We start from the raw sequence: 18,938 nt of genomic DNA, 5'->3' as shown, positions 1-18,938 counted from the left end.
GCGCACATTCTACGCGGGGAGCGGGTATGCCCCCTCGGGTGTGATGACCATGTCCACGCCGAGGTCGTGTCGCTCGCGCGGCAGCGGCGTCTCGCGGACGTCGTGGACCTCGTTCGCGAACGTGAGCGCCACCACGGGTGCCGCGGGCCGGGCGTCCATGAGCGCGCGGTCGTACCAGCCGCCGCCCTGGCCCAGGCGGGTGCCGGAGGTGTCGACCGCGAGGGCGGGCACGACGATGACGTCGGCCTCGGCGAGCGCCGCCGAGGGGAGGAAGTCGCCGCTCGGCTCCGGCGGGCGGCCGGGGGCGCGCTCGACCAGGTCCTCGACGCCGTGGTAGACGCCCCAGCCGCGCTGGAGGCCGTCGCCGAGCAGCGGGATGAGCACCTTGACGCCGCGCCGGTGGAGGGCCTCGATGAGGAGGTCGGTGCCGGGCTCGTGCGCCCGGGACGCGTAGACGGAGACGCAGCGCGCCTCCTGGATGCTCGGCAGGGCGAGCACGAGGTCGCGAAGGGCGGCGGCCGCCTCGTGGCGCCGCCTCTCGCTCCGCTGGAGCCTCTCGCGTCGGATGGTCGCCCTCAGGTGCGCCTTCGCCTCGTCCGGTTCGAGTGCGCGAAGAGAGCTGTCGGACATCGGCGTCATGGGCACCATTGTGCCAAAGGTGAGTAAATCTTTGTTCCACCTCCGGGCATGTCCCTAGGCTCTGCACATGTGTCGAGCAGGAGATCGCCCGTGCTGAGCCGCACCCTCGAGGAGCACCGCGTCGCGGTCACGAACGCGCTCGCCCCCATCCCGCCGCTCACGGTCCTCGTGGGCGACGCGGCGGGCGCGACGCTCGTCGAGCCGCTGGTGGCGGCCGCGCCGCTGCCCGCGCACGACATCGCGGCGTGGGACGGCTACGCGGTGCGCGCGGGCGACGTCACGGCCGGCGCGCTCCCCGTCGCGCACGACGTGTCGTTCGCCGACCGCGGCCCGCGCACCCACCTGCCCGGCACGGCGGCCCGCGTCGCCTCGGGCATGCCCGTCCCCACCGGCGCCGATGCGGTGGTCCCGCTCGTCGCCACCGATCGCGGCGTCGCGCGGGTCGAGGTCCACGCGCCCGTGAGGGCTGGCGCGGGCGTGCGCCGCGCGGGCACCGACGCGGAGGCCGGGCGCATGCTCGTGCCCGCGGGACGGCGCCTGGGCGGCCGCGAGCTGGCGCTGGCGGCGTCGCTCGGCCACCCGCGCCTCACCGTGCGCCCCGTGCCCCGCGTGGTGGTGCTGGCGACCGGCGGAGAGCTCGTCGACCCCGGCTCCGGCCGGCCCGGCGTGCCCGAGGCCACCGGCCACCTCGTGGCGGTCGCGGCCCGCAACGCCGGCGCCCACGCCTACCGGGTCGGGCCCGTCCCCGACGACCGCCCCACGCTGCGCACCGCGATCGAGGACCAGCTCGTGCGCGCCGACCTCCTCATCGTCACCGGCGGCCTCAGCGACGGCGGCGACGACACCGTCATCCAGGTCCTCGAGGACCTCGGCACGGTGGACGATGTGCGGCTCGCCCTGGAGCCCGGCCCGCACCACGCCTTCGCGATGCTGGGCGACGAGGGCGCGCGCCGGGTGCCGACCATCGCCCTGCCGGGCGCCCCGGCCGCCGCGGCGCTCGCCTTCGAGGCCTACGTGCGGCCCGCGCTGCGGCGCATGTGCGGCTTCACCGAGGTGGTGCGTCCGGGCGTGCGGGCCCGCCTGGACCGCGGCTGGCCGTCCCCGAAGGGCATCACGCAGGCGGTGCCCGTGAGGCTGGGGCTCGACTCGTCCGGGACCGTGACGGCGTCCCCCGCGTGCGAGCCCGGGGACGTCACGCTCGCGGCGCTCGGCGACGCGGACGGCATCGCGTGGGTCGACGCGGCGGCCTCGGAGGTGCGTGCGGGCGACGTGCTGCGCTGCACGGTGTGGGACGACTGATGTCCCGCGACCTCGTCCTCGGCGCGCCCGGGCTGCTGCTGCGCCCGCTCAGGCCGCGGGACGAGGACGAGTGGATGACCCTGCGCGCCGACAACCGCGACTGGCTGCGGCCGTGGGAGGCGACCGTCCCGCCCGAGGGGGAGACGCCCGACATGACGTTCCGCGCATTCGTGCGCGAGGAGCGCCGTCAGCGACGTCGTCTCGAGGCGCTGCCGCTCGCGATCGAGGTCGACGGCGCGCTCGCGGGGCGCGTGGTGATCGCGGGGATCCAGTGGGGCGCGCAGCGCTCGGGCTCGCTCGGATACTGGGTGGCGCGAAGCCTCGCCGGTCACGACATCGTCCCGCGCGCCGCGGCCATGCTCACCGAGCACGCCTTCCGCGTCGGGCTCCACCGCGTCGAGATCGCGATCCGGCCCGAGAACGCGGCCAGCCTGCGGGTCGCCGAGAAGCTCGGCTTCACCGAGGAGGGCCGGCGCCGCTCGTACCTCTACATCGACGGCGGCTGGCGCGATCACGCGATCTTCGCGCGCACTCAAGACGACCCTCGTACCGGACGATATTGGGGTGTCGGCGGCTGACACGCCGGGCGCGTTGCGACGCTCGCGGGCGACGCGGCCGTAACGTCGTGCCATGCCTCCCGCTGGACTGCTCGCGATCATCGCCCTCGGCATGGTGCTCGCCTACGTCATCCCCCAGCGGATCCGCGAGCGCGCCGACTACGCGCTCGTCCGGACCGAGGACCGGTACTCCGCGGAGATGCGCGTGGTGAAGACCACCGCGTCGCGCGTCGAGCGCCCAGTCACCCACGCCTCCTCCGACTCGGGCGAGGTGCCGCTGCTCGCCACCGGCGCCGCCCGTGCCTCCATCGCCTCGCTGGGCGCCGACGCGATGTCGCGTCCCGCCGGGCCGATCGACAAGGCCGCGACCGCCGCGCAGCGCCAGCTCCTGGCGATGCGCAGCGACCGGGCCACCGCGCTCGCCGAGCGTCGCGCCCGGGCCCGCCGCCGCGCGCGCGTCGCCCTCGGCGTCACCGCGCTCGCCGCCGCGGCCTGGATCCTCGTCGCGTTCGGCCTGGTGCACGCCGTGGTCGGCGCGGTCGCGACCGCGATGCTCGCGGGCGTGCTGGTCCAGGGCGCCCGCGCCGCCGCCGCGCAGCGCCGCGTCGACGCGCGCCTGGCGCTCGTCGCGCGCGAGGTCGGCGCCGCCGCGACCGCGACCCAGGCGCTGCGCAAGGTCACCGCGGATCGCGCGGCCGGCCGCGAGTCGCAGCCGTCCGACGTCGAGACGCAGGCCATCCAGATCGTCACGTCCGCGGACCTCGCGCCGCTGTCGGCCCCCGCGCCGATGCGGTTCGCGCCGGTCAAGCCCTCGGTGGAGCCGGCCGCGCCGGCCGTCGAGGAGTCCGCGGCGTGGAGCCCGCGCGAGATGCCGGCCCCGAGCTACACGCTCAAGGCCGAGGTGCGGCCCGCGCAGGCGCGCCCGCTCGACACGGGCGACATCGCCGCGGCCTCGTACCGCGCCGAGGAGGGCGAGGGGGCGCCGGCCGCTCCCGCGACCGGGTCGCTCGACGCGATCCTCGCCCGCCGCCGCAGCGCCTCCGCCTGAGCCCGGGCCCGGGCCGTCTCACCCTGACCTGAGCCCCGTCCGCCGCACCCTTCGAGGTGCTCGGTGCCCAGCACAGGCAAGATCGAGCACTGAGCACCTCCGAGCGCGTCTCGGCCTGAGCCCCCGCGCGGCCCGCCGGTCGCCGCAGCGCGAGGGCCGGGACCCTCGCGGGTCCCGGCCCTCGCCCTGCTCAGACGCGCACGCGGCGCCCGTTCGCGATGAGCGCGGGCGGCGCCGGGGTCTCGGCCCCGGGCACCATCGCGAACAGCCGGTCGAACACATTGACGCGGTCGAACTGCATCGCGTGCTCGCGCGCGCGGCCCTCCCACCACTCGGCGTCCGCCTCGTCCATGCCCGCGGCACAGACGTTGAGCGCCACGGTGAGCGCCGACGGGTCGCCCGACGGCACCACGACCGCGGTGTCGCCGACCGCCTCGAGGATGCCGCCCGTGTCGCACGTGATGACGGGTCCGCCGCCGGCGAGCATCTTCTCCACGAGCGCGATGCCGAAGGTCTCCGTGAACTCCGGCGCCGGCTTGGACGGCAGCGCGTACGCGGTGCACGCGGCCATGAGGTGCGGCTTCTCGTCGTCGCCCACGTCCTGGAGGAAGACGATGCGGTCCTTGGCCTTGGTGCGCGACGCCACCCGCTGGAAGTACGGCAGGTCGGGGCCGCGGCCCGCGATCACCAGCGTCTGGCTCTGGCACGCCTCGGAGGCCGCGAAGCCGCGGATGAGGTCGTCGACGCCCTTGGCCTTCTGCAGCCGCGAGAGGTAGAGCACGTACTCGCCGCGCCGCAGCCCGCGGGACGCGAGCACCCGGTCCGTCTCCGCATCGTCCAGCGCGAGGTACGCGGAGGTGTCGATCGCCGGGTACGAGATCCGCACCCGCTCCTCGCACTGCGCGGCGAAGGCCGTGCCGTACATCGCGTCCAGCTCGGCCGCCGAGGCCACGATGACGTCCTTGGTGTACTGCGAGACCGCGACGCACACGTCCTGGCTGAGGTACGTCGACAGCACCGCCGCGGCCGCCCCGAACTCGCCGGTGTCGACCGCCGAGCGGACCACGTCGGTGATGTCCGAGCCGACCGCCTCGGCGATCGTGGTGACGTTGACGGGCAGCCCGGTCGACCGCGCGATCCGCAGCGCGTCCGCCACCGCGGTGGTGTGCGGGTGGAGGTACAGCGACATCGCGACGGTGGGCACGCCGTCCGTGAACAGCTCGACGAGGCGCCCCACCATCCCGGCCAGGTAGCGGCCGTCGGGGATCTTGTAGCCGCCCACCGGCCCCGGGCGCTCGACGGTGATGCCGGGGGAGTACGGAAGGACGGTGTCGAGGGGCTTGAGCGGCAGCCCGGTCTCCTCGAGGCGATCGAGCGGCCAGGTGACGATGCGTACATCGTCGAAGCCTCGGGTGAGCGCGACCTCGGCGAGGTTGCGGGCCTCGCCCGAGTGGCCGCAGATGACGGGGTCGGCCCGGACGATGATGACGAGCCTGCGGTTGACCTCGGTGTTCATGACACCTCCTTCACGGGAGCAGCCCCACGGTGGGGCGGGGGGTGGACGGCGGACGCTGCTTGCGTCCCCAGTCGCTCGGGGTGTCCCCGAGCACGAATCGCAGCTCTCCGCCCAGGTGGAGCTCGGAGCCTGCGATCCAAGACGACTCGACGGAGGACCCGTCGAGGGTGACGGACCGGACGTACTGGACCGGTCCGCCCGGCCGGGGCTCGGCGAAGCCCTCGGTCACGATGTGGAGTTCGCCGCGCGCCATGCGCATCCTCGCTGAGGCGAAGGCGGGCGGGTGGAGCAGGAAGAGGCTCTGCCCCGCGACGGGGAAGAGGCCCAGGGAGGCCCAGACGTACCACGACGATAACCCGCCGGAGTCGTCGTTTCCAGGGAGTCCTCCGCGGCCCGGCCCGAACATCTGGTGGACGATGCCGTGGACCACCTCGGCGGTCCGGTCCGGCCGGCCGGCGTAGTGGTAGGCCCAGGGGGCCTCCATGTCGGGCTCGTTGTTGAGCCCCTCGAAGCGGCCGAGCCCGTAGCCGGCCACCATCTCCTCCGCCGAAGGGCGCTCGCCGGGCTGCGTCACGGGCTCCGCTCCGTAGCCGAAGAAGCGGTCGAGCATCTCGACGAACGCGTCGTCGCCGCCCGCGAGCTCGATGCGCGCGGCCATGTCGTGCAGCAGGCGGAACGAGTAGTTGTAGCGGGTGCCCTCGTAGTACGTGGACTCCTTGAGCAGGCCCGTGCGGGGGTCGAAGGCGTTGCGCCAGCGGCCCGCCATCTCGACGTCCTCGCCCAGCTGCGCGCGGTCGCCCAGCAGCTCCGCGATGACCCCCGCGCACCAGTAGCCGTACGCGAGATCGAGCGTGTGGCTCATCGGCTGGGCGAAGCCCTGGAGCAGGAACTCCTCGCCGTACGCGCGGCGCAGGTCCGTCTGCATGTGCACGAGCGCCCAGTCCCAGTCGATGCCGTGGACGCCCAGGTGGGCGAGGTCCGCGAGCAGGGTGTGCACGAGCGCGCTGCCCTGGCGGCTGAAGCGGTCCGAGCCGCGCGCCATGCGGTAGCCGATGGGGAGGTTGCCCTCCTGCTCGGCGATCGTGAGCATCGCGTTCGCGAACTCCACCACCCGCTCCGGCATGAGCGCGGTGAGCAGCGGCAGCTGCGTGCGGTAGATGTCCCACATCGTCGACACGTCGAAGACGAACGGACCCTTGGCGTTCCAGAACGGGCTCTCGTCGGCCGCGAAGCACGGCTTGATGAGCGAGTGGTAGACGGCCGTCGCGAAGACCTCGCGCCGCGCGTCGTCCTCCGTCTCGACGCTGACGGCGTCGAGCAGGCCGCGCCAGGTCTCGCGCGTGCCGGCCAGGCGGCTGGAGAACGTGCCGAGCTCGCCGAGGTCGTCCCGCAGGTTGCGGCGGGCCTGGTCGACCCCCCGCAGCGAGAAGCCGATGCGCAGCTCGACGGTGCGGTCCGGGGTGGCCGCGCCGATCCACATGAGGCCGAACGGACGCAGCGTGGACGGGCGGATCGAGTCGAGGTCGAGGCGGGTGCCGGCCTGCATGAGGCGGTTGTCGTACCAGAGCATCTGGCGCCAGTCCTCGGCGTCGCACTCGATGTACACGGCGAGCGGCACGCCCTCGACGACGATCTCGCCCTGCACCACGCCGGGCTCGACCGACTCGAGCCGCGCGCGCAGCGGCAGCGTCGCGCCGTAGGGGATCTCGAGGCCGCCGAGCGAGAAGTCGACCACCAGCCGGGCAGACGGGTGCTCGGGGAACGTGTAGCGGTGCACCACGGACTTGGGGCCGGCGGCGAGCTCCGCCTCGATGCCGTTCTCCATGACCGCGTGGTAGTAGCCCGGGTGGGCCTCCTCGTCGACGATCTCCCACGCGCGGTCGAGCTCGTCGAGCTTCTCGAGCATGGGGGTGACGCGGAAGTAGTTGTAGTACTTGCGGATCGCGCCGGTGCCGGACTGCTGGAAGTGCGTGAAGCCCGACGCGACGTTCTTGTCGTGCAGTCGCGTGGGCACGCCCTCGGTGGAGAGGTCGTAGAGGCCGTAGCCGGTCGGGTAGGCGCCCGAGTAGGCGCACGCGGACACCATGCCGAGCGGGTAGCAGGCGCCGGGGTGGGTGTTGCCCACCTGCGGCTTCGGCCACCACCAGGTCGCGGCGATGCCCGTCGGGGCAGGGAGCGAGGTGGCCTCGGTCCCGATGAACGGATCGACGTCGTCGTACACGGCGGCACCTCCTTCCCGAAGCCTGCTCCTGACGAGCGGGGGCCGCACGTCGTCGTGAGGCCTTGGAGTGACGGTAGGCGGCGGGGATGTCACCGTTATTGCGCGATTGTGACGAACTCTTTAACTTTTGCCCGGACTTTGCCGGGACGATGCGACGGTCGGGCGGGGCGTCGGCGGCCGCCGGGCGGCCCGCGGGTGTACTTGCCGGCCCCCGAGAGGTGCTAATCTATTCGAGCACTTGGGGCTGTGGCGCAGTTGGTAGCGCGTCTCGTTCGCAATGAGAAGGTCAGGGGTTCGATTCCCCTCAGCTCCACCAGTGAGAAGGGGCCCGCCGGCAGGCGGGCCCCTTTCTTCATGTCTGGGGCGCCCTCGCCGCCGTGCGGCGGCAGGAGCCGGCCTACGGGTGCGTCGAGGCGCCGCGATCGGCCGCGGGCAGGTGCCCGCGCCTCGCCTGCGGCGCATCCGCGTCGCCGGGCTCCGGCGCGGCGGAGGACCGCGCCGCCGCGGGCCCCGCGGTCGCGCCGTGGAGGAGGACGCTGAGCAGCACCGTGAGCGCGACCACCGCGATGGCCTGCGCGACCAGGGGGTGCTGGGACTCCGCGAGCTCCTCGACGGCGATCAGCGCGAACACGACCGAGGCGAGGCCGCGCGGGCCGAACCAGCCCAGGAAGAGCACGTGTCGGCGCGGCAGCCCCGCGCCGACGAGCGCGAGGGCCACGGGCAGCATCCGCAGGACGGTGAGCGCGAGCACCGCGTAGAGCACGGTCCAGCCGTTCGCGTAGGCGAGGATGACGGGGATCAGGCCGGCGCCGAACAGGAACCACACCCCCAGCGCGAGGAGCTCGCCGCCGAGCTCCGGCAGCACCACGTCCGCCTCGGTGTCCACGAGGTCCTTGGAGGCGACCGCGCTGAAGGCGAGGCCGGCGGTGAAGGCGGCGATGAAGGCGTTGGCGCCCGCGGCCTGCGCCAGGCCGAACGCGCCGACCGCGAGCGACAGCACGGCGATCCGGCGCGCGCCCGGCGTGGTCCAGCCGCGCCGCGTCGCGACGGTGGCGGCCCAGCCGCCCAGCGCCCCGACGGCCACGCCCGCGCCCGCGCCCACCGCGAGCTCGCGGACCACGGTCGCGAACGCGACGGACTCGGTCGCCGAGGTGAGGCCCACCGCGCTCGCGGTCAGGACCACGCCCACCGTGACCACGGGCGTCGCGATCCCGTCGTTGAGCCCGCTCTCGACGTTGAGCGACCGGCGCAGGAGCAGCGGGATGCGCCGGTCCTCGATCACGGGCGCGCTGAGCGCGGCATCGGTGGGCGCGAGGGCCGCACCGATGAACAGCGCCAGCGCCCACGGCATGTCCGGGCCGAGGAGGAAGGCCGCGACGGTGCCGAGCGCGATGGCCAGCGGCAGCCCGATGCCGAGCAGCCGCAGCGGCACGGCCGCCTGGCGCCGCAGCGCGCGCAGGTCGATGCGCGAGGCGTCGGCGAACAGCAGCATCGCGAGGGCGAGCTCCGCCACCGCGTGGGCCGACCGCGTCTCCACGTCGATGGCGAGCGGACCCCACCACGGGTTGCCGAGCAGGAACCCGACGAGCGTGAAGAGCATGGGACCGGTGAGGTTGTGGCGGGAGAGCGCGCCCGACACGAACGCCCAGGCGGCGATGAGCAGCGCCAGCGCGGTGATCGACGTGGCGTCCATACGGCCGACGCTACGGCGCTGCGGGCATCCCTACCAGAGGGAACGCCTCGCCTCCACGGGGTCGGTCCGTGAGCAGCGCGCGGCGCGCCTGGTCGAGAGGGCTCCCGTCGGAGCCGGCGGTGCTCGCTTCGATGAGAGCATGTGACCATGCTGCGCACGCTCCAGTCCTCTCTCGTGCTCGAGGCCTCCGGCCCGGCCCGTGTGGTGCTCTCGGTCGCCGCCTCCGGCGCGCGGCCCGAGGGGGAGACCCTGACCGTCGAGGTCGACGGCGAGCCCGTCGCCGTGCGCGAGCTCGTGGACGACCACGGCTCGCGCCTCCACGAGATCGAGGTCGAAGGAGGGCGCATCGACGTCTCCTACCGCGCGACACTCGAGGGACGCCATCACCCGGTGCCCGTGACGGACCTCGATCACCTCCGCTACCTGCGGCCCAGCCGCTACTGCGAGTCCGACACCCTGCACCCGATGGCCGTCGCCGAGGCGGGGGACCGCACGGGCCATGACCTGCTCGAGTTCGTCTCGAGCTGGGTGGGGACGCAGCTCGCCTACGTGTCCGGATCGTCGCGCCCGACCGATGGCGCCGTGGCGACCGTGCTCGCCCGTCAGGGCGTGTGCCGCGACTTCGCGCACGTGGTCGTCGCGCTGCTGCGCACGCTGGACGTGCCCGCGCGCGTGGTGTCCGTGTACGCGCCGGGACTCGCGCCCATGGACTTCCACGCCGTCGCGGAGGCGCTCGTCGACGGCGAGTGGTGGGTGGTCGATGCGACCGCCCTCGCGCCGCGACAGACGATGGCGCGGATCGCCACCGGTCGCGATGCGGCCGACACCGCGTTCCTCACCACCATCGGCGATCCTGTCGAGCTCGTCTCGATGGAGGTCGGCGCCGTCGTGGACGATCTGCCGCGCGACGACGTGCGGGAGCGGGTCCGCCTGGGCTGACGCCCCGCCTACAGGGCCTCGAGCAGCACCGCCGATCCCTGGCCGCCGCCGCCGCAGATCGCGGCGACGCCGAGCGCGCCCGGGCCGAGGCCCGCGAGCGTGCGCGCGGCGTGCCCGACGATGCGCGTGCCGGACGCCCCGATGGGGTGGCCGAGCGCGATCGCGCCGCCGTGGGGGTTGACGATGCGCGGGTCCAGGCCCAGCCGCGAGGCGGAGGCGACGGCCACCGCCGCGAAGGCCTCGTTGATCTCCGCGGTCGCGAGCTCCGCCGCCGCTCGTCCGGCCTTGGCCAGCGCGACCTCGGCGGCCGCCGCCGGCTGGTGATGCAGCGACACGTCCGGTCCGGCCACGAAGGCCGTCGCGAGGATCCGCGCGAGCGGGCGCTCCGCGAGGCCCTCGCGCGCGAGCACGATCGCCGCCGCGCCGTCCGTGATCTGCGAGGCGTTGCCCGCCGTGATGGTGCCGCGGCCGCCGAAGGCCGGGCGCAGCCGCGCGAGCGACTCGACCGTGGTGTCGGCGCGCAGGCCGTCGTCGGCGACCACCGCATCGTCCCGCCGCGGGGGAGCCAGCGGCGCGATCTCCTCGGCCTGGATAGCCGCCGACTCCGCGAGGCGCCGGTGCGACTCCGCCGCCCACGCGTCCTGCTCCTCGCGGGTGAGCGCGTGCCGCTCGGAGTGCTCCTCGGTGGACTCGCCCATCGAGCGCTTCTCGAAGGCGTCCGACAGGCCGTCGTGCGCGAGCGTGTCGAGCATCTCGATCGCGCCGTACCGCGCCCCGAGCCGCGAGCCCACGTACGCGTGCGGCGCGAGCGACATCGACTCCTGGCCGATCGCGAGCACCACGTCGGCCTCGCCCGCGGCGATGAGGCGCGCGCCGTGCGACACGGCCTCGGTGCCGGACAGGCACACGACGTTGAGCGTGGCGGCGGGCACGGTGAGCGGGACCCCGGCCGCGACGGCCGCCTGACGCGCGGGGTTCTGGCCCGCGCCCGCCTGGAGGACCTGGCCGCCGACCACCTGGTCGACGCGGTCGGGCGCGATCCCGGCCCGCTCGAGAGCGGCCGCGGCGGCGTGCGCCCCGAGGGCGGTCGCGGGGATGCGGGCGAACTGCCCGCAGTACTTCACGAAGGGGGTGCGCGCGTAGCCCGCGATGACGACGCTCACGCGGGCACCTCCACGCGCACCGGCGCGCCGGTGGCCTCCGCGACCTGCTCGAAGGTCACCCCGGGAGCGAGGCGGCTGAGGACCAGCCCACGCTCGTCGACGTCGAGCACGCACAGGTCGGTGACGATGCGGTTCACCACGCCCACGCCCGTGAGGGGCAGCGTGCAGTCCTCGACGATCTTGGGCGCGCCGTCCTTCGCGACGTGGTCCGTGATCACCACGACCCGCTTGGTGCCCGCGACCAGGTCCATCGCGCCGCCCATGCCCTTGACGAGCTTGCCGGGGATGGTCCAGTTGGCGAGGTCGCCGTGCTGCGAGACCTGCAGCGCCCCCAGGATCGCGGCGTCGACGTGGCCGCCGCGGATCATCGCGAAGCTCGTCGCCGAGTCGAAGAAGCTGCCGCCCGGCAGCACCGTCACGGTCTGCTTGCCCGCGTTGATGAGGTCCGCGTCCTCGTCTCCCGCGATCGGGAACGGGCCCATGCCGAGCATCCCGTTCTCGCTCTGCAGCGTCACCGTCACGCCCGGCGGCAGGTGGTTCGCCACCAGCGTGGGGATGCCGATGCCGAGGTTGACGTACTGGCCGTCCTCGAGCTCCTCGGCGGCGATCGCCGCCATCTCGTCCCGCGTCCACCCCATGTCAGGCCTCCCTCGTGGTGCGCTGCTCGATGTCCTTCACCCGCGGCGTCGAGCGCACGAGCCGCTGCACGAAGATGCCGGGCGTCTCGACCGTGTCGGGGTCGAGCGGGTGCGGGTCGACGTGCTCGGCCTCGACGAGCGTGATGCGGCCGGACATCGCGGCGAGCGGGTTGAAGTTGCGCGCGGTGAAGCGGTAGCGCAGGTTGCCGGCCGTGTCGGCACGATGCGCCTTCACGAGGGCGACGTCCGCGACGATGCCGCGCTCGAGCACGTAGTCGACGCCGTCGAAGCTCGCGGTGGGCTTGCCCTCGGCGACCGGGGTGCCCACGCCGGTGCGCGTGTAGAAGCCCGCGATGCCGGCGCCGCCCGCGCGCATGCGCTCGGCGAGCGTGCCCTGCGGGGCGAACTCGACCTCGAGGTCGCCCGCGAGGTACTGCTCGGCGAAGCGCTTGTTCTCGCCCACGTAGGACGCGACCACCTTGCTCACCTGACCGGACTCGAGCAGGATGCCGAGGCCCTTGCCGTCGACGCCCATGTTGTTGCTCACGATGGTGAGGTCGCGCACGCCCGTGTCGCGCACCGCCTCGATGAGATCGGTGGGGTTGCCGCTGAGGCCGAACCCCCCGACCGCGATGATCTGCCCGTCCCTGACGACGTCCCGCACCGCATCCGCGGCGCTGGGGTACAGCTTCCCCATGGTGCCTCCGACTCCGTTGTCTGACCACATCGTGGATACGGGGACGGTAGACCTGACGGGTGATTCGGGTCAATGGGCACGCAGGATGTGGTCATCCGCCCCTATGGTGTCCATAAAGTGGACGATGCGGAGGTGGCCGTGGCGGAGCAGGGGGCCCAGGTGGTGGCAAGGGTGGGCGCGGTGCTGCGCGTGCTGAGCGCGGCGGCCGGCACGCCCGTGGCGACCTCGCGCGTCGCGGAGGCGACGGGCCTCACCCGGCCCACCGCGCATCGTCTCCTGTCCGCGCTCGCGGGCGAGGGGCTGGTCGACCGCGACGCCTCGGGCGGCTGGGTGCTGGGGCCGGAGGCGTACATCCTCGGCGCGGTCGCCGCGGATCGCTACGACATCACCGAGCTCGCGCGCGACGCGGTGCGGGCGGTCGCGCACGCGACGGGGGAGAGCGCCTTCCTTTCCGCGCGCCGCGGCGACGAGTCCGTGTGCCTGCTGCGCGAGGAGGGCTCGTTCCCGATCCGCTCGCACGTCCTCTACGAGGGCATCCGCTTCCCGCTGGGCGTCGCGTCCGCGGGCCTGGCGATGCTCGCGATGCTTCCGGAGGCCGAGCGCGAGGCCTACCTCGCGCGCGCCGACCTCGTCGCCGACTGGGGGCCCGCGCACGCCGCCGCTCCGCTGCGGGCGCGCCTCGCCGCCGGGCGCGCGGCCGGCTACGTGGTCAACCCCGGGCTCATCGTCGAGGGCTCGTGGGGCATGGCGGCCGCGGTGTTCGACGCGGCCGGGCGTCCCGCGTGGGCGCTGTCCGCGACCGGCGTCGAGTCGCGCTTCGGGCCGGACCGCCAGGGCGAGATCGGTCGCGTCCTGCTCGAGCAGGCCCACGCGGTGACCCAGCGGGTCCGCGCCCGCTGAACCTCGGGTCGCGCGGCACGGGGCCACGCCCGCGCCCGCGCGATATCCGACACCGTGTGTCGTCCGCATTTCCGCGGGTGCGCCCGCCGTGACGCGGGCGACACACAGGTGTCCGTCCCGTTAACGGTGGCCCGAGCCTTCCGCGCGTCCGTGGCGCTTACCGTGCGGGCGCTCCACGGGAAGGATGCGATGTCATCCACCGGTGTCGCACCCCTTCGAAAGGTCCCCCATGAGACTCCCCTCGCCCGCGCAGAGGCCGGGCCGCACCGCGGCCGGAGGCGCCGTCGGGCTCCTCGTCGCCACCGAGCTCGGCAGCGGCATGCTGCAGGGCTGGTACAGCCCGGTCCTCACCACCATCGGCGAGCAGTACGGCGCGAGCGCCGCGCTGCTCAACCTCATCGCCGTGGCCTACCTGCTCTCGTCCGTGCTCTTCGTGCCGCTGCTGACCAAGCTCGGCGACGCGCACGGCCACAAGAAGCTGCTGCTCGCCGCGGTCGCCATCACGGCGGTCGGCTCGCTCGTGGTCGCGGTCGCCCCGAACTTCGGGGTGCTGCTGCTCGGCCGCGTGCTCCAGGGCGCCCTCGTCGCGTTCCTCCCGCTCGAGTTCGCGATCGTGCGCCAGCGCTCGCCCGAGAAGGTCGGCAAGAGCATCGGCCAGCTCATCGGCTCGCTCGCGATCGGCGCCGTGCTCGGCGCGGTCGGGGCGGGCGTGCTGCTCGACGGCACCGGCAGCCTCGCGCTCACGCTGGTCGTCCCGGCGGTCTACTTCGCGGTGTGCTTCGTGCTCATCGCGATCTTCGTCCCGGAGACGGAGACCGACCCCTCCGGCCGCATGGACTGGGCCGGCGTGCTGCTCCTCGGCCTAGGCGCCGCGGGCGTGCTCGGCGGCATCTCGCTCGCCGGCGTCGCGGGCTGGACCAGCCTGGGCGCGTGGGCGCTCATCGGCGCCGGCGCCGCGGTCCTGGCGGCCTGGGTCGCGATCGAGCGTCGCGTCGAGGACCCGTTCGTCGACCTCGACGTCCTTACCGGCGGCGGGATCGGCCTCCCCATCGTCATCGGCGTCGTCTTCGCCGCGCAGTCCCTCGGCGCGCAGAGCCTCGCCGCGCTCTACGTCCGCATCGACCCCGCGGAGCACGGCTTCGGGCTCGGCATGAGCGCCGCCCAGGCGGGCATCTCGCTCAGCCTCATGGCGGTGTCGGGCTTCGCCGGATCGATGCTCGGCAACCGCCTCGCCACCGCGATGACCGCCCGCGGCGCGATGGTCCTGGCCGCACTGCTGTCGACGACCTCCTACGCGCTCATGATCCTGGTGCCGGGCGCCGCGCCGCTGTTCATCGTGTGGGTCGCGATCGGCGGCTTCGGCATGGGCGTGATGATCAGCGTGCTGCCGGCGATCGTCGTCAACCGCGCGCGGCCGGACGCCGTCGCGGTGGTCTCGGGCCTCTACAACACCGCGCGCACCGCGGCCGGCGCGGCCGCCGGCGCCGTCTTCACGACCGTGCTGGCCACGTTCGTGATCGAGGGCACCGACGTCGAGGGCGGCACCCCGGTGACGTCCTTCACCGGCTACGCGGTGGTGTGGGGCGTGGCCGCGGTCCTGTCGCTCGCCAGCGCGTTCCTCGTGCTGCGCCTGCCGCAGGACGTCAGCACCTCGCAGCCCGCCGCGTCCGCGGCGTCGGCGGCGGAGTCGCCCGTCGCCGAGCTCGCCGACGACGCCCCGAAGGAGCCCGTCGCCTCCTGACGCGACGTGAACGAGGGGCCGGACCTGCGCGCAGGTCCGGCCCCTTCGCCGTGCGCGGGGCGGGCCGCCGGCCCCGCCCGCGGGATAGGTGACACCGTGTGTCATCCATGTTTCCGCTGGCACCCTCGCCGTGACACGGGGGACACGCACGTGTCCGCTCGGTTAACGGTGGCCCGGACCTTCCCCGACCCCGTGGTGCTTATCGGATCGGCCGTCTCCTTGAAGGATCGAAGACGTCAACAACGTCGATCGAGAACCGAGGAGGTGACCGTGGCGAAGTACCTGGCCAAGCGGCTCGGATCGGCACTGCTCGTGCTGTTCGCGCTGTCCCTGCTGTCCTTCGGGATGGTGCGCCTGATGCCCGGAGACCCCGCGCTGCAGTACCTGAACATCGACAACCCGGACCCCAACCAGCTCGCGGAGATCCGCGCGGAGCTCGGCCTGGACCGCCCGTGGACCACGCAGTACCTCGAGTGGCTCGGCGGGGTGCTCCACGGCGACTTCGGCACGTCCCTCACGAAGTCCGCGGAAATCGGGACGATGCTCGGCGACCGCTTCCCGGTCTCCCTCCAGCTCGCGATCATCGCCGTCATCGTCGGCCTCGTCATCGGCCTCCCGAGCGGAGTCGTGTCGGCGGTGCGCCAGGGCACGCCCCTCGACGGCCTCATCCGCGGCGGCTCGTTCATCGCGCTGTCGGTGCCGGCCTTCGCGATCGGCGCGGTGCTCATCATGGTGAACGCCTTCACCTTCAAGCTCCCGCTCATCGGGTACACGCCGTGGGAGAAGGACCCGGTCGCGTCGATCCTGTCGCTCCTGGTGCCCGCGCTGGTGCTGTCGCTCGCGATGTCCGCGGTGATCTCCCGCTACTCGCGCGGCACGGTGCTCGACACGCTGTCGCAGGACTACATCCGGACCGCGCGCTCGAAGGGCGTCCCCACCGGGCGCATCGTCCGCGGCCACGCGCTGCGCAACGCGCTCATCCCCGTCACCACCGTCGTGGGCATCCAGCTCGCCGCGCTCATCGGCGGCACCGTCGTGATCGAGAGCATCTTCCAGATCCCGGGCATGGGATCGATGCTCATCGAGGCGATCAACAGCTCGGACTACCCGACCATCCAGGCCTGCGTGCTCGTGCTCGGCGCGTGCTTCGTGCTCATCAACCTCGTGGTGGACCTGCTCTACCCCGTCATCGACCCTCGGGTGCGTGCCTCATGATCAAGCTCAAGAAGAACGGCGCGCTCGTCGCCGGCATCGCGATCCTCGCCGGGCTCACGGTCTTCGCCGTCCTCGGCCCGCTCGTCGGCGGCTACGACCCCAACCTCACCACCGGCGGCCCGTTCGAGGGCCCGTCCGGCACGCACTGGCTGGGCACCGACAACATCGGGCGCGACAACTTCGTCCGCCTCGCGATCGCCACGCGCTACGCGCTCGTCATCTCGTTCGTCAGCTCGGTGATCTCGATGGTCATCGGCACGGGAATCGGCCTCGTCGCCGGCTACGCGGGCGGTCGCCTCGACAACCTGCTCATGCGCGGCACCGAGATCATCATGGCGATCCCCGCGATCCTCTTCGCGCTCGTCATCCGCGTGATCATCGGCCCCGGCTTCCTGCCGCTCATCATCGCGATGGCGATCATCGGCGCCCCCGGCTTCGCCCGCATCATGCGCTCGCCCATCCTGGTGCTGCGCGACCGCGACTTCGTGGTCGCCGCGGAGATCGCCGGCGTGCGCAAGCCGTGGATCGCGCTCAGCCACCTGCTGCCGAACGCCACCACGCCGATGCTCGTCAACTTCGCCTCGACCGCGTCGCTCGCGGTGCTCATCGAGTCGAGCCTGAGCTTCCTGGGCCAGGGCGTGCAGGCGCCCGACCCGAGCGCCGGCCGCATGATCTCCGAGTCGATGCGGTACATGCAGCTCGACCCGCTGCTCATCGTGCTGCCCGCGGTGCTCATCACGCTGCTCACCATCGCGTGGAACCTGCTCGCCGACGGCGTGCAGATGGCGCTGTCGCCCAAGGCCGGCAACCTCGCCGTGCCCACCCGCGGCCGACGCCGCAAGAAGACGTCCGGAGCGGCCGGCAGGGCCGCGACCGGCACGACGGTGGAGGCGGGCCAGCGACCCGTGCCCGCCGACACCCCGGAGGACGAGGCGGCCCCGGCCCGGGTCTGACCCACCCGCCGCGCCCCGTCCCATCCCCATCCAAGGAGGAGACCCGCATCATGAGGACCATCACCCGAGGGATCGCCGCCACGGCCGCCGTGGCCGTGCTCGGCCTCTCGCTCGCCGCCTGTGCGAGCGGCGCCGAGACCGGATCGAGCGAGTCGGCCGAGCCGCTGCCCGCCGTCGAGGGCGGCGCGCTCGTCTACGCGAGCGACGTCCAGCCGCTGGCCGGCGGGCTCGACCCGTACGTCGCCCAGGCCTTCGCGAACTCGAACGCGCTCGTCCAGATCTACGAGCCCCTGCTCGCCAAGGACGCCGACGGCACGATCATCCCGTGGCTCGCCGAGGCGTGGGAGCAGGTCGACGACCTCACCTACACCTTCACGCTGCGCGAGGGCGTGACGTTCTCGGACGGCACCCCGCTGACCGTCGACGACGTGGTCTACTCGCTCGAGCAGATCCGCGCCTCGCAGGCCGGCGCCAGCTACTTCCCGACGGTGGATCAGATCACCGCGCTTGACGACGCGACCGTGCAGCTGACGACGCTCGTGCCGGACGCCACGATCCCCAACATCCTGTCGTACCGCGCCATGGCGATCGTCAACCAGGCCTGGTACGAGGCCACCTCCGAGGAGGAGCGCCAGACCTCCGCGCTCGGCACCGGCCCGTTCGTGCTCGACGAGTGGCAGGACCAGGTCTCCATGACCTTCACCGCCAACGAGTCCTACTGGGGCGAGGGCCCCGAGGTCGACACGCTCGAGTTCGACTTCATCGGCGACGAGAACGCGCGCGCCGCGCAGCTCCGCCAGGGCTCGGGCACCGACATGGCCTGGTTCCGCGACCCGATCCAGGTCCAGTCGCTCGAGTCCGAGGGCTACACGGTCGGCGAGAACGCCGCGACCCGCTCGCTCACCATGTACGTGAACGCCTCCGACGGCCCGCTCGCGGACGTCAAGGTCCGCCAGGCCGTGTCGAAGGCGATGGACCGCCAGGCGCTCATCGACTTCGCGATGGGCGGCATGGCCGAGCCCAGCCTCGTGGTGCCGGTCGGCGACCCGTGGGGCATCGCGCCCGACGAGTCCACGCCGAACTACACGCACGACGTCGAGGGCGCCAAGGCGCTGCTCGCCGAGGCGGGCGAGACCAGCCCGACGATCACCCTCACCTACGCCTCGGACGCGGCCTTCGCGCTCGACGTGCCGATGGTCGAGGTGCTCAAGCAGCAGCTCGCCGAGGCGGGCATCACCCTCGAGCTCGTCGGCAAGCCGTGGACCGAGGTGCTGCAGTCGTACATCGGCGGCACCTGGACCGACCTGGTGCTCGTGCCCGGCGTCTACATGCCGGACCCGTCCGCGTACTACGCCACGATCCTCACGCCCGGCCTGCCCATGGTCACCACGGTCGACGAGACCTCGCCCGAGGTCGCGCTGTACATGCAGCTCCGGTCGACCTTCGACGAGGCCGAGCGCGCCGAGGTGCTCGCGCAGCTCGAGACCGCGGTCGCCGAGAACGTCAACGTGCTCGTCGCCTACACCGGCCCGCAGCGCTACGAGGTCTGGGGCGACACCGTGACCGGCTACGAGGTCGACCCGTACACCTACCGCGAGGGCCTCGCCACCACGGCGAAGACCTCCTGAGGCCTCCGGCGGGCGGCGCGCGGCCCCGCGCCCGCGCCGCCCGCCGGGACCCACCCGATCCACCCGATCCACCCACGCACCACACAGAGGA

General features: G+C 73.4%; 16 protein-coding genes and 1 tRNA gene. 10 read left to right on the top strand and 7 right to left on the bottom strand.

Annotation, left to right across the window (positions count from 1 at the left end):
* Positions 1-9 precede the first annotated feature (9 nt).
* Positions 10-639: a 5-formyltetrahydrofolate cyclo-ligase gene (locus AOM07_RS02465; RefSeq protein WP_062311059.1), complete on the bottom strand. Its 630-nt coding sequence runs from the start codon at positions 637-639 to the stop codon at positions 10-12.
* Positions 640-729: 90 nt separating this feature from the next.
* Between AOM07_RS02465 and AOM07_RS02460 the strand changes: the two genes are divergently transcribed.
* From AOM07_RS02460 to AOM07_RS02450, 3 genes are read left to right on the top strand one after another with little or no spacing between them, the layout of a single operon-like run.
* On the top strand, positions 730-1,938 hold the full coding sequence (locus AOM07_RS02460; protein WP_062311057.1) for a molybdopterin molybdotransferase MoeA: 1,209 nt from the start codon (positions 730-732) through the stop codon (positions 1,936-1,938).
* Complete coding sequence (locus AOM07_RS02455) at positions 1,938-2,516, top strand: GNAT family N-acetyltransferase (RefSeq protein WP_062311055.1); 579 nt, start codon at positions 1,938-1,940, stop codon at positions 2,514-2,516. The genes AOM07_RS02460 and AOM07_RS02455 overlap by 1 nt, the downstream gene beginning before the upstream one ends.
* 52 nt (positions 2,517-2,568) lie before the next feature.
* Positions 2,569-3,543, top strand: coding sequence for a hypothetical protein (locus tag AOM07_RS02450; protein WP_062311053.1), 975 nt, complete (start codon positions 2,569-2,571; stop codon positions 3,541-3,543).
* A gap of 190 nt (positions 3,544-3,733) precedes the next feature.
* On the opposite strand, the gene AOM07_RS02445 is transcribed toward AOM07_RS02450, so the two are convergent.
* Together AOM07_RS02445 and AOM07_RS02440 are read right to left on the bottom strand one after the other, a co-directional pair.
* Complete coding sequence (locus tag AOM07_RS02445) at positions 3,734-5,059, bottom strand: glycosyltransferase (protein ID WP_082101439.1); 1,326 nt, start codon at positions 5,057-5,059, stop codon at positions 3,734-3,736.
* A 10-nt stretch (positions 5,060-5,069) separates the two neighbouring features.
* Positions 5,070-7,280: a glycoside hydrolase domain-containing protein gene (locus tag AOM07_RS02440; RefSeq protein WP_062311051.1), complete on the bottom strand. Its 2,211-nt coding sequence runs from the start codon at positions 7,278-7,280 to the stop codon at positions 5,070-5,072.
* A 240-nt stretch (positions 7,281-7,520) separates the two neighbouring features.
* On the opposite strand from AOM07_RS02440, the gene AOM07_RS02435 reads away from it, so the two are divergent.
* A tRNA-Ala gene (locus AOM07_RS02435) sits at positions 7,521-7,596 on the top strand.
* Positions 7,597-7,677: 81 nt separating this feature from the next.
* On the opposite strand, the gene AOM07_RS02430 is transcribed toward AOM07_RS02435, so the two are convergent.
* Positions 7,678-8,973 carry a cation:proton antiporter domain-containing protein gene (locus AOM07_RS02430; protein WP_062311049.1) on the bottom strand — a complete coding sequence of 432 codons (1,296 nt, stop codon included), beginning with the start codon at positions 8,971-8,973 and terminating at the stop codon, positions 7,678-7,680.
* Between the two features lie 147 nt (positions 8,974-9,120).
* Between AOM07_RS02430 and AOM07_RS02425 the strand changes: the two genes are divergently transcribed.
* A complete protein-coding gene (locus tag AOM07_RS02425; protein ID WP_062311452.1) occupies positions 9,121-9,912 on the top strand; it encodes a transglutaminase-like domain-containing protein in 792 nt (263 codons plus the stop codon).
* 8 nt (positions 9,913-9,920) lie between these two features.
* Here AOM07_RS02425 and AOM07_RS02420 read toward each other — a convergent pair whose 3' ends face one another.
* Genes AOM07_RS02420 through AOM07_RS02410 form a run of 3 tightly spaced genes read right to left on the bottom strand, consistent with a single transcriptional unit; the run spans position 9,921 to position 12,410 of the window.
* Complete coding sequence (locus AOM07_RS02420) at positions 9,921-11,075, bottom strand: acetyl-CoA C-acyltransferase (protein ID WP_062311047.1); 1,155 nt, start codon at positions 11,073-11,075, stop codon at positions 9,921-9,923.
* Positions 11,072-11,713 carry a CoA transferase subunit B gene (locus tag AOM07_RS02415; RefSeq protein ID WP_062311045.1) on the bottom strand — a complete coding sequence of 214 codons (642 nt, stop codon included), beginning with the start codon at positions 11,711-11,713 and terminating at the stop codon, positions 11,072-11,074. The genes AOM07_RS02420 and AOM07_RS02415 overlap by 4 nt, the downstream gene beginning before the upstream one ends.
* Position 11,714: 1 nt before the next feature.
* The gene (locus tag AOM07_RS02410; RefSeq protein WP_062311043.1) at positions 11,715-12,410 is read right to left on the bottom strand and encodes a CoA transferase subunit A; all 696 of its coding nucleotides are present in this window, start codon (positions 12,408-12,410) and stop codon (positions 11,715-11,717) included.
* Between the two features lie 72 nt (positions 12,411-12,482).
* Here AOM07_RS02410 and AOM07_RS02405 point away from each other — a divergent pair, with 72 nt between their 5' ends.
* From AOM07_RS02405 to AOM07_RS02385, 5 genes are all read left to right on the top strand, one after another.
* Positions 12,483-13,310 carry an IclR family transcriptional regulator gene (locus tag AOM07_RS02405; RefSeq protein ID WP_082101438.1) on the top strand — a complete coding sequence of 276 codons (828 nt, stop codon included), beginning with the start codon at positions 12,483-12,485 and terminating at the stop codon, positions 13,308-13,310.
* A 229-nt stretch (positions 13,311-13,539) separates the two neighbouring features.
* Complete coding sequence (locus AOM07_RS02400) at positions 13,540-15,051, top strand: MFS transporter (protein WP_062311041.1); 1,512 nt, start codon at positions 13,540-13,542, stop codon at positions 15,049-15,051.
* A 270-nt stretch (positions 15,052-15,321) separates the two neighbouring features.
* The gene (locus AOM07_RS02395) at positions 15,322-16,266 is read left to right on the top strand and encodes an ABC transporter permease (protein ID WP_062311039.1); all 945 of its coding nucleotides are present in this window, start codon (positions 15,322-15,324) and stop codon (positions 16,264-16,266) included.
* Positions 16,263-17,219 carry an ABC transporter permease gene (locus AOM07_RS02390; protein WP_062311037.1) on the top strand — a complete coding sequence of 319 codons (957 nt, stop codon included), beginning with the start codon at positions 16,263-16,265 and terminating at the stop codon, positions 17,217-17,219. The genes AOM07_RS02395 and AOM07_RS02390 overlap by 4 nt, the downstream gene beginning before the upstream one ends.
* 50 nt (positions 17,220-17,269) lie before the next feature.
* The gene (locus tag AOM07_RS02385; protein WP_062311035.1) at positions 17,270-18,847 is read left to right on the top strand and encodes an ABC transporter substrate-binding protein; all 1,578 of its coding nucleotides are present in this window, start codon (positions 17,270-17,272) and stop codon (positions 18,845-18,847) included.
* Positions 18,848-18,938: the final 91 nt, after the last annotated feature.

It is taken from the genome of Demequina rhizosphaerae, from assembly GCF_000971255.1.
GTDB classification, from domain to species: Bacteria; Actinomycetota; Actinomycetes; order Actinomycetales; family Demequinaceae; genus Demequina; species Demequina rhizosphaerae.
The sequence above is the reverse complement of the archived record's forward strand: the minus strand, read 5'-3'. Positions and strand labels throughout refer to the sequence as shown.

Excerpts from the sequence above, each read along its gene's own strand:
- AOM07_RS02465 (WP_062311059.1), bottom strand. The coding sequence starts at position 639 with ATGACGCCGATGTCCGACAGCTCTCTTCGCGCACTCGAACCGGACGAG.
- AOM07_RS02455 (WP_062311055.1), top strand. The coding sequence starts at position 1,938 with ATGTCCCGCGACCTCGTCCTCGGCGCGCCCGGGCTGCTGCTGCGCCCG.
- AOM07_RS02450 (WP_062311053.1), top strand. The coding sequence starts at position 2,569 with ATGCCTCCCGCTGGACTGCTCGCGATCATCGCCCTCGGCATGGTGCTC.
- AOM07_RS02445 (WP_082101439.1), bottom strand. The coding sequence starts at position 5,059 with ATGAACACCGAGGTCAACCGCAGGCTCGTCATCATCGTCCGGGCCGAC.
- AOM07_RS02430 (WP_062311049.1), bottom strand. The coding sequence starts at position 8,973 with ATGGACGCCACGTCGATCACCGCGCTGGCGCTGCTCATCGCCGCCTGG.
- AOM07_RS02425 (WP_062311452.1), top strand. The coding sequence starts at position 9,121 with ATGCTGCGCACGCTCCAGTCCTCTCTCGTGCTCGAGGCCTCCGGCCCG.
- AOM07_RS02415 (WP_062311045.1), bottom strand. The coding sequence starts at position 11,713 with ATGGGGTGGACGCGGGACGAGATGGCGGCGATCGCCGCCGAGGAGCTC.
- AOM07_RS02410 (WP_062311043.1), bottom strand. The coding sequence starts at position 12,410 with ATGGGGAAGCTGTACCCCAGCGCCGCGGATGCGGTGCGGGACGTCGTC.
- AOM07_RS02405 (WP_082101438.1), top strand. The coding sequence starts at position 12,483 with ATGGGCACGCAGGATGTGGTCATCCGCCCCTATGGTGTCCATAAAGTG.
- AOM07_RS02400 (WP_062311041.1), top strand. The coding sequence starts at position 13,540 with ATGAGACTCCCCTCGCCCGCGCAGAGGCCGGGCCGCACCGCGGCCGGA.
- AOM07_RS02390 (WP_062311037.1), top strand. The coding sequence starts at position 16,263 with ATGATCAAGCTCAAGAAGAACGGCGCGCTCGTCGCCGGCATCGCGATC.
- AOM07_RS02385 (WP_062311035.1), top strand. The coding sequence starts at position 17,270 with ATGAGGACCATCACCCGAGGGATCGCCGCCACGGCCGCCGTGGCCGTG.